Origin of the sequence: Pseudomonas sp. PS02290 (assembly GCF_029960075.1) — a bacterium.
Taxonomy (GTDB): Bacteria; Pseudomonadota; Gammaproteobacteria; order Pseudomonadales; family Pseudomonadaceae; genus Aquipseudomonas.
Genome location: NZ_JASCOY010000190.1, coordinates 1 through 3,703 on the forward strand (window position 1 = coordinate 1; position 3,703 = coordinate 3,703).

The following is a 3,703-nucleotide window of genomic DNA, read 5'->3' on the forward strand; positions in this document are numbered from 1 at the left end:
CTGTAGGAGTGGGCTTGCTCGCGATAGCGATGTATAAGTCAGAGCGGCATCAACCGGACTGACGTATCGCGAGCAAGCTCACTCCTGCGGGGAGTCGGCGGATGCATGTTTCACCCCTCCATTTTTCGTGGGGGGTTTGGGGGGCTTCGGCCTTTGAAGTTGGACAAATGGAGAGATAAAGGATGGTTTTCTCATCCAACGTGTTCCTGTTCCTGTTCTTGCCGGTATTTCTCGGCTTGTACTACCTGAGCGGGCAACGCTATCGCAACCTGCTGCTGCTGGTCGCCAGCTACGTGTTTTACGCGTGGTGGCGAGTGGACTTTCTGGCGCTGTTCGCAGGTGTGACGCTGTGGAACTACTGGATCGGCCTGCGCGTAGGCGCCGCCGGGGTCAGAACCAAACCGGCTCAGCGTTGGCTGCTGCTCGGCGTGGTGGTCGACCTGGGCATCCTTGGCTATTTCAAGTACGCCAACTTCGGCGTGGACAGCATTAACGCGATGATGACGTCGATCGGCCTTGAGCCCTTCATCCTGACCCACGTGTTGCTGCCGATCGGTATCTCGTTCTACATCTTCGAGTCCATCAGCTACATCATTGACGTCTACCGTGGCGACACGCCGGCGACGCGAAATCTCATCGACTTTGCAGCGTTCGTAGCGATCTTCCCGCACCTGATCGCAGGGCCGGTTCTGCGGTTCCGCGACCTGGTCGATCAGTTCAACAACCGCACGCACACCCTCGACAAGTTCTCCGAGGGGTGCACGCGGTTCATGCAGGGTTTCATCAAGAAGGTATTCATTGCCGACACGCTGGCGGTGGTCGCGGATCATTGCTTCGCCCTGCAGAACCCGACCACGGGTGACGCATGGCTCGGCGCGCTGGCGTATACCGCGCAGCTGTACTTCGACTTCTCCGGTTACAGCGACATGGCCATCGGTCTGGGTCTGATGATGGGTTTCCGCTTCATGGAAAACTTCAAACAGCCCTATATCAGCCAGTCGATCACCGAGTTCTGGCGCCGCTGGCATATCAGCCTGTCGACCTGGCTGCGTGACTATCTGTACATCACGCTGGGCGGCAACCGTGGCGGCAAGGTCGCGACCTACCGCAACCTGTTTCTGACCATGCTGCTGGGTGGTCTGTGGCACGGCGCCAACATCACGTACATCGTCTGGGGTGCCTGGCACGGTGTGTGGCTGGCGATCGAAAAAGCCATCGGCCTGAACACAGCGCCGCGCACCTTCAACGTCGTCCGCTGGGCGTTCACCTTCCTGCTGGTGGTCATGGGCTGGGTCATCTTCCGCTCGGAAAACCTGCACGTTGCCGCTCGTATGTATGGCGCCATGTTCAGCTTCAGCGATCTCGGCCTGTCGGAACTCAACCGCGCCAGCCTCACCGGCCTGCAAGTAGCGACTCTGGTTGTGGCGTACATCACCCTCGCCTTCTTCGGCCTGCGTGATTTCTACCGCAACCGTGCACCGGGCAAGCCGACCGACAAGCCCGTGCAGGCCGATGGCCCTGCCGCTGCCGAGCCCGGCCTGATCAAGGCCGTGCCGGGCGACAAGCCGGGCAGCATCCATCAACCGGGTTACATCGTCGGCACCGAAGCGCAGGTTCAGCCTGCCTACTGGACCGTCGACTGGTCGCGCTATGTCATGCGCGCCCTGATCCTGCTGATGTTCGTTGCATCGATCCTGAAACTCTCGGCGGCCAGTTTCTCGCCGTTCCTTTACTTCCAGTTCTGAGGAGCCTGACATGACCCGTTCATTACGTTTCCTCTACATCTTCCTGTTCCTGGCGATTCTGCTGGTCCTGGGCCTGTGGTCGCTGCGCAGCTTCATCGGTTTCTCGACGTCGAAGGAGACCACCGTGCTCAATGGTCACTGGACCAAAGCGGTGGAAACCCACTACGACGAAGAATTCCCGATCAAGCGTCTGGGCACCAACCTCTGGGCAGCGCTGGACTACAAGGTGTTCAACGAAGGTCGTCCGGGCGTGATCCTGGGCAAGGACCAGTGGCTGTACACCGACGAAGAATTCGACGCCGTTGCCAATGGCGAGCAGAACGAAGCAGACAACCTGGCGATCATTCAGGGCGTGCGTGACACCCTGAAAAAGCAAGGCACGCAGCTGGTGCTGGCGATCATTCCGGCCAAGACCCGTCTGTATCCGGAGCACGTCGGTGACAACAAACCGGCCACGCTGCACACCGATCTGTATCAGCAGTTCCACGCTCAGGTGAATCAGGCCGGCATCCTCGCCCCTGATCTGCTGACGCCGCTGCAAAGCGCCAAAGAGAAGGGCCAGGTGTTCCTGCGCACCGACACTCACTGGACGCCGATGGGCGCGGAAATCGTTGCCCAGCAGTTGGGTGACGTGATCAGCAAGCAGCTGCCGCTGAACGTTGAACCGCAGAACTTCGTCACTGAAGCCAAGACGACCGAACCCTACAAGGGCGATCTGACCAACTTCCTGCCGCTGGATCCGCTGTTCAGCAACCTGCTGCCCAAGCCGGACGACCTGCAACAGCGCAGCACCAACCCGGCTGAGGCTGGCGCCGAAAGTGATGACGCCCTGTTCGCTGACAATTCGGTTGCAGTCGGCCTGGTTGGCACCAGCTACAGCGCCAACCCGAACTGGAACTTCGCCGGTGCGCTCAAACAGGCCCTGCACGCAGACGTCGTGAATTACGCCGAAGACGGCCATGGCCCGATCCTGCCGATGCTCAAGTACCTGCAGACCGACGCCTTCAAAAGCAGCCCCCCGCAGGTGCTGATCTGGGAATTCCCGGAACGCTACCTGCCCGCTCACAACGACCTGACCGAGTTCGACCCACAGTGGATCGCTGAACTCAAAAAGGCCCGTGACCCCCAACAGAATCTGGCGGACAACGCCAACAACTCCAAGTCGCCCACCCGGGCGCAAAACTGAGAGGACTCTTTGACTATGACTTCGCAGAACCCAATGCCAGTTCGTTCGAGCAAAACCAACCTGCTGAAAACCTGCGTGCTGGCCGCGAGCCTGGGCTTCGTATCCCTTTCTGCGTTCGCCGGTGGCGACGCCGCGCTGTACGGCCCGACCGCACCAAAAGGCTCGACCTTCGTGCGTGTGTACAACGCCAGCAGCAGCGAAATCTCCGCCAGCGTCGGCAACACCAGCCTCAACGAAATCGGCCCATTGGCCAGCAGTGACTTCGGCTTCATGCCTCAGGGCGACTACACCGCCAAAGTCGGCAGCCAGTCCCTGCCGGTGAAACTGGCCAGCGACCACTACTACACCATCGTCAACAACACTTCGGGCGCGCCGCAGCTGGTTGAAGAGCCTCCGTTCAAGAACAAGCAGAAGTCCCTGGTTCGCGTACAGAACCTGAGTGACAAGTCGCTGACCCTGAAAACCGCTGACGGCAAGACCGACGTGGTCAAGGCTGTGTCTGCCAAGGGCACCGGCGAGCGTGAAATCAACCCGGTCAAAGTCAGCTTCGCGCTGTTCGACGGCGACAAGAAAGTGGCTGACCTGAAGCCCGTTGCACTGGAGCGCGGTGAAGCCGCCGTTCTCTACGTCACCGGCAGCGGCAGCAGCCTGTCGCCAGTCTGGGTCAAGCGCCCGACGGGCACTCAGTAAGCGTTGAATCTGGCCGAGAGGCCGCCGGGCGCCCCCGGGGGGAACCCCCCGCGGGCCCCGGGTTTAGGGGTTTATCGGTAGG

3 protein-coding genes are annotated in these 3,703 nt (G+C 60.5%); all 3 read left to right on the forward strand.

The genetic code is table 11. The annotated features are described in order from the left end of the window. Nucleotides 1-182 precede the first annotated feature (182 nt). The 3 genes from QMX88_RS28990 to QMX88_RS29000 are packed head-to-tail and all read left to right on the forward strand — an operon-like array spanning nt 183 to nt 3,621. Nucleotides 183-1,745 (forward strand): MBOAT family O-acyltransferase, encoded by a 1,563-nt coding sequence (locus tag QMX88_RS28990; RefSeq protein WP_192171839.1) that lies wholly within the window; start codon nt 183-185, stop codon nt 1,743-1,745. A 10-nt stretch (nt 1,746-1,755) separates the two neighbouring features. Further along, nucleotides 1,756-2,931, forward strand: a complete 1,176-nt coding sequence (locus QMX88_RS28995; RefSeq protein WP_282373683.1) for an alginate O-acetyltransferase — start codon at nt 1,756-1,758, stop codon at nt 2,929-2,931. 33 nt (nt 2,932-2,964) lie between these two features. Beyond that, nucleotides 2,965-3,621 (forward strand): alginate O-acetyltransferase AlgF, encoded by a 657-nt coding sequence (locus tag QMX88_RS29000; protein WP_205487279.1) that lies wholly within the window; start codon nt 2,965-2,967, stop codon nt 3,619-3,621. The last annotated feature ends 82 nt before the right edge of the window (nt 3,622-3,703 follow it).

Coding starts and splice junctions, on each gene's coding strand:
- QMX88_RS28995 (WP_282373683.1), top strand. CDS start 1,756: ATGACCCGTTCATTACGTTTCCTCTACATCTTCCTGTTCCTGGCGATT.
- QMX88_RS29000 (WP_205487279.1), top strand. CDS start 2,965: ATGCCAGTTCGTTCGAGCAAAACCAACCTGCTGAAAACCTGCGTGCTG.
- QMX88_RS28990 (WP_192171839.1), top strand. CDS start 183: ATGGTTTTCTCATCCAACGTGTTCCTGTTCCTGTTCTTGCCGGTATTT.